Source organism: Mesorhizobium sp. M7A.F.Ca.CA.001.10.2.1, from assembly GCF_003998575.1.
GTDB lineage: Bacteria > Pseudomonadota > Alphaproteobacteria > Rhizobiales > Rhizobiaceae > Mesorhizobium.
Map to the genome: position 1 here is coordinate 1 of NZ_RZQY01000405.1, position 5,412 is coordinate 5,412.

Below are 5,412 nucleotides of genomic sequence, written 5' to 3' on the forward strand. Positions count from 1 at the left end.
GGCATGCAGTGCGGTGCGCCGCTCAAGGGGTTCGTGGTCGCCGGCAAGCACGCCAAGCGTCTCCGGTCCGACCGGCGGGCGGGCAGTGGTGATGCCGACTTCGGCGACCGCGCGGTTGGTCGCCTCGGCAACGATCCTGGCTGTTGCGAGCGCGGAATGGCGACCCTGGCTCGGGCCCATGCCGACGGTGCTGAAGCGTTTGACCAGCTCGATCTCGCGATAACCCTCCTTGACCGCGTTTTGCAGATCCTTGACCTGCAGATCTTCGTCGAAATCGACGAAGTCGCGGCCCTTCCGATCGGCGACGATCGGCAGCACATGGACCGGGCTGGTGGCCATCGGCCTGGTGAATATTTTGTCCTCTGCAACAGCGTGGCCGAGCCCCAAACGTGCGGCCACGGCCGCGCGATGCCCGCCGGCAATCGCGTCCTGCAGATCGCTGTCTCCAGCGACAGAGCCGGCAAGGTGGACCGGTGCTTTCGGCAGGCTGAGCGTCATTGATCCGGTGGTGGCGTCGTAGCCGACCTTGGCGCCGGCCTGGCAAGGCAGCTGCCAGGCAGGCACCTTGCCAGCCGAGACAGCCAGCAGGTCGCACTCGATCCAGTGCCCGCCGATGCGAACCCGCGCAAGGTGACGATTTCCCGCTGTCCCCTCGGCGGCTTCGATCGCCGCGGCCTTCCGGATGGCCACGCCCTTGCCGTGCAATTCGGCTTCGAAGGCGCCCGTCTCGCCGCTGGATCTCGGATCAACGACTTGCATCACCGAGACGCCGGCTTCGACCAGATCGAGCGCGACACAATAGCCTTCGTCGCCGGTGGCCAGCACCACGGCCTTTTGTCCGGGGCGCACGCCGTAATGGCGGATCAGCCGCTGCACAGCGCCGCCGAACATGATTCCCGGCAGGTCGTTGTTGCGGAAGATGGCGGGCTGTTCGATCGAGCCGGTGGCCAGGATCACGGCGCGGGCGCGGGTGCGATAGAGCCGGTCGCCCTGGATCAGCGGCAGCCAGTTGTCCTCGTACCATCCGTTGCAGACGGTCCCGGTCAGCAGGCGCAGATTTGGCAGGGCCCGCAGCCGGGAGGACAGGTCGGCAAGCATGGCCGGATCATGCCGGCCATAGGTCAGCGACCCGCCGATCTCCGGGTTCTCGTCGCAGAGCACGACATCCGCGCCCGCCTCGGCGGCAGCGATGGCGGCGTTCAGTCCTGCCGGACCGGCGCCGACCACGAGAATGTCGCAGTGCAGGTGCGTCTTGTCGAAATGCCGGCGCGGAGCGGTGGTGTCGACCACGCCCAGTCCGGCCTTGCGGCGGATCATCGGCTCCCAGAATTTCTGCCAGCTGTCGCGGCGCGGCCCCATGAAGGTGCGGTAGTAGAAGCCGACCGGCATAAACCGTCCCAGCCTGTCGATGATCGCGTCGCGGTCGCGCTCGAGCGTGCCGTTGACGTTCTGCGCGCTGATCCGCAACCCCTCGCTGATCGGCGTGCGGTCTGCGGCGACGTTCGGCTCGAACGGCAGTTGCACCAGCGTGTTGGCATCCGCCCCGGTCATCGAAAGGATGCCGCGCGGCCGATGATATTTGAAGGACCGCGACAGCACCCATTGTCCGGAGGCAGCGAGCGCGCTGGCGATGCTGTCACCGGCATAGCCCTCGAAGTTCTTGCCTTCGAATGTGAAGCGGATGGGGCGGCTTCGGTCGATCCTGCTGCCCCAGGGCTCAGCCAGCCGGTTCATGGTTGAGCTCGGTGTTCGGAAGCATCGAAGGTGCGGATGATCTCGTTGGTGACGAGGTCGCGCTCGGCCAGGAAGAAGTAATTGCTGGGCACGTGCCGCCACCACTCGACCACGACGCCCTTGCGATTTTCGGCGCGGAACAGGTGTCGCGACCAGTCGGCATCGGCGGCCCGGTCCGGATCCAGCTCGGCGCGGACGGGCCCGAACGACTGGAACTCGTCTATATTGCGCTGGCCGTTCATCGGGCAGGTCAGGATCTTCATGGTCAGCGGCGTTTCATGGTCAGTGACTGGCCGCCGTAGCGCCCATTTCGTTGAGCAGCCGGAACGTCTCGAAACGTTCCAGCGCGAACGGCTTCAATATGTCGGGCACGCGGCCCCTGGCGATCGTCTCCGCCATGCGTTTGCCGGCGACCGGTGTTGCCTTGAACCCCCACGTCCCCCAACCGCAATCGAGCCAAAGATTTTCGAGTGGACTGGCACCCATGATCGGGCTGTAGTCGGGCGTCATGTCGGTAATCCCGGCCCATTGCCTCAGCAGCCGCACGCCCTGCAGGAACGGGAAGAGATGCACGGCGCCCTCGGCGAGGTGTTCCTTCATGTCGAGCGTCGAGCGCGTCGAGTAGAGCTGGTAGGGATCGGAGCCGCCGCCGATGACGACCTCGCCGCGCGAGGACTGCACCAGGTAGGTGTGCAGCGAGACGGAGGAAACCAGCGTATCCAGCCAGGGCTTCAGCGGCTGCGTCACCATCGCCTGCAGCGGATAGCAGCGGATGGGAAGTTCGACGCCGGCCATCAGCGCCACGTCGTAATTCATCCCGCCGGTCGCGATCAGCACCTGGCCGCAGGCAATGCGGCCGCGGTTGGTCTTGACGGCCTGGACCCGGTCGCCGACGACCTCGAAACCTTCCACTTCGGTCCGCTGGTGTATCTCGACGCCGCGCCGCGACGCCTGCGCGGCATAGCCCCAGGCAACCGCATCATGCCGCGCGGTTCCGCCATCGGCATGCCAGAGCCCGCCAAGGATCTCAAGCGTGCCGCCATAGTCCATGTTGAGGGACGGTGCGAGCTCTTCGACCGCTTTCTGGTCGACGACTTCGGTGCGCGTGCCCAGATGCTTGCCCATCTCGGCGCGCGCATGAAAGCTGCGCAGGGTCGCTTCCGTGTGCGCCAGCGTCAGCTGGCCGCGCTGCGAGAACATGACGTTGAAGTCGAGTTCCTGCGACAGGCCCTCGAACAGCTCGACCGCTTCCTTGTAGAAGGCGATGCCTTCCGGTGTGATGTAGTTCGAGCGGATCGTGGTCGTGTTGCGCGCCGTGTTGCCGCCCGCGAGGTAGCCCTTCTCGATCACCGCGACGCTGCTTATGCCGTGATATTTCGAAAGATGATGCGCGCACGCCAATCCATGCCCGCCGCCGCCGACAATCACCACATCGTAGGATGGCTTGAGGTCCGGTGTTGCCGGAATGTCGCCGCTGACCGGATAGTCCCTGCTGAGACCGTATTTCAGAAGCCTGAGCGGCATTTCAGGCTACCACGCTGGCCGTTGGAGGGTCATGCTGACGAGGGGCGGATCGTAGAGCAATACCGAAAGATCGGAGAAGCGGCTGTCCTGATCGGCAAGCGAAAGGACCGCGTCGCGGATCGCGCTGGCACGGCCCTGTCCGAGCACCGGCGTCGCGAACTCCATATACTTGGCCTCGATCTCAGCCAGTGTCAGCGGCGCCTCGGGTCCGCCGCGCGCGTGGACGTCGCCGGAAGCAAGCACGCGCCCGTCCGTGGTCGTGATCGCCACGTCGGCCCAGCGCCCCGAGGGGAAGCGGACGCTGTGGCGCTCCGATTCCCGGACCGTGATGCGGCTCAGCAGTTCGGCGACGGCGGCATCCTCAAGCCCGTTGCCGGAAATGTGCTCCAGACCGATGCGGCCATGCATGATGAAGGTCGCGACGGCGAAGCGCAGGCTGTATTGCGCCTTCGAGGTCGTGTCCGGCACCCCGTCGAACAGTGTCACGGCGTAGTGGAAGCTGTTGACCTCGACATGGCTGATCTCCGACGGGGTCAGGTTATGCGCCAGGACGAGGCCACGCGTTGCGTCGATGGCCGCATGCGCCCAGCGGCAGATCGGGTAGGGCTTCACATATTGATGCAGCACCTGCCAGAAGGCGCCGAGATCCTGCCAATGAGCGGCGATTTCGGGCGCCTCGACCGTGATCGCCGGCGCGCCGGTGAAGCCGCGCTCGGCCAGCACGGCAGCGGACAGGCCGGTCAGCGCGCCGATACCCGAGCCGTCGTGCAGCATCGTCGGCGTAGCGATCTCGCGCATCATCTGGCTGCGCGGGCCATGATATTCGGCAATGCCTAGCGCCTCCCGGAATTGCTTTTCGCCGAGCCGCCGCAATCTTGCCGCGAGCGCGGCCACGCCCACGGCATTCCATGCGCCTGACGTGTGGTAGTCCGACACCGTCGCATGCAGCGCGATGCCGGCCCGGCCGGCGACTTCGTAGCCGACGACAAGCGATGCCAGCGCTTCCGGCCCGCTGAGGTCGGGGAGCGCCTCCGCCAGCGCTGCCAGCGCCGGAACGACGGCGACGCCGATATGGCCCTTGGTCGGGCTGTAACCGTCATGGCCATCGAGATTGTCGATCTGCGTTGCGGCCGCATAAGCGGCCCCGGCGATGCTGGCGCGGCGGCCGTCGAAAAGCATGCGCGCCGAATGCGGAGGATCGGCGGAGCCGTAGAGAAGGGCGGCGGTGTCGCGGGCGATCCGGCCGGCTTCCATCGGGCTAGCCGCAATGGCTATTCCGAGCGTGTCGAGCAGGAGATATCGCGCCTGTTCCAGGACAGGGAGAGGGAATACGGCCGCCGGCCGCCGCAACACGAAATCGGCCAGGCGAACCGCCACGCTGGTACTCGCGTCAAGCCCTTCACGCCGGTGCGACGGCACAGCCACTGGCATCACTCCCCTCTGCGTCACGACATCATTAATTTGGGTCCATCGCGCTTTCACGCAATTAGTTCGGCGGCTTTGGCCAAAAATATCTATGTCTTGTCGCTTGCCTGCGATTGAACGCCGGCGCTTCCATGGTTTACCTCTCACTGCACGAAGCAGGAGCCGCAGATGAAGCCACCACCCCCGTTGAACTATATCAGGTCATTCGAGAGTTCGGCCCGGCACCTCTCCTTCACCCTGGCCGCCAAGGAGCTCGGATACACGCAGGCAGCGGTCAGCACGCATGTCCGCGCGCTTGAACATTATATCGGCCGGCAATTGTTCATCCGCTATCCGCGCAGTCTCAAGCTCACCGAAATGGGCGAGGCCTTCCTTCCCACCTTGCGGCAGGCGCTCGATCAGATCGACCAGGCGACGGAGGCGATCGTGACTTCGTCGCGCAACCGCACGGTGGTCGTCTCCTGCCCGATGAGCCTGGCGGAGAACTGGCTGGCGGGCTGCATGGCCGCCTTTCGCAAGAAACATCCCGAAATCGAGATCGTGCTGCATGGCACGATCTGGGAGGACCTCAGCGAGCAGATCGCCGACATCACCATTTCGACGCGGCGTTTCGACGACCGTCCGCCCGCGGGCCTTCCATTGTGGAACGACGAGCTGGTTCTGCTGTGCGCGCCGACGCTGCTGGATGGCGAGGGCGCCCTGAAGCTGCCTCGGGATATACTCAAGGTC

The 5,412-nt window shown here is 65.5% G+C and carries 5 protein-coding genes; 1 reads left to right on the forward strand and 4 read right to left on the reverse strand.

Features of this window, described 5'->3' with window-relative positions; translation table 11 throughout:
• The 4 genes from EN964_RS23005 to EN964_RS23020 form a co-directional block, all read right to left on the reverse strand.
• Positions 1-1,734: 2Fe-2S iron-sulfur cluster-binding protein (locus EN964_RS23005; protein ID WP_127276756.1), on the reverse strand; the 1,734-nt coding region annotated here is incomplete at its 3' end.
• On the reverse strand, positions 1,731-1,997 hold the full coding sequence (locus tag EN964_RS23010) for a sarcosine oxidase subunit delta (RefSeq protein WP_127267566.1): 267 nt from the start codon (positions 1,995-1,997) through the stop codon (positions 1,731-1,733). The genes EN964_RS23010 and EN964_RS23005, both read right to left, overlap by 4 nt.
• 19 nt (positions 1,998-2,016) lie before the next feature.
• Complete coding sequence (locus EN964_RS23015; RefSeq protein WP_127267565.1) at positions 2,017-3,258, reverse strand: FAD-dependent oxidoreductase; 1,242 nt, start codon at positions 3,256-3,258, stop codon at positions 2,017-2,019.
• A 6-nt stretch (positions 3,259-3,264) separates the two neighbouring features.
• On the reverse strand, positions 3,265-4,635 hold the full coding sequence (locus tag EN964_RS23020; protein WP_245465158.1) for an MmgE/PrpD family protein: 1,371 nt from the start codon (positions 4,633-4,635) through the stop codon (positions 3,265-3,267).
• Positions 4,636-4,851: 216 nt separating this feature from the next.
• Here EN964_RS23020 and EN964_RS23025 point away from each other — a divergent pair.
• Positions 4,852-5,412 (forward strand): LysR family transcriptional regulator (locus EN964_RS23025; RefSeq protein ID WP_127276758.1); only part of this gene is annotated, 561 nt, incomplete at its 3' end.

Bases quoted from the DNA above. Each gene is read 5' to 3' on its own strand.
- EN964_RS23015 (WP_127267565.1), bottom strand. From the start codon at position 3,258: ATGCCGCTCAGGCTTCTGAAATACGGTCTCAGCAGGGACTATCCGGTC.
- EN964_RS23010 (WP_127267566.1), bottom strand. From the start codon at position 1,997: ATGAAGATCCTGACCTGCCCGATGAACGGCCAGCGCAATATAGACGAG.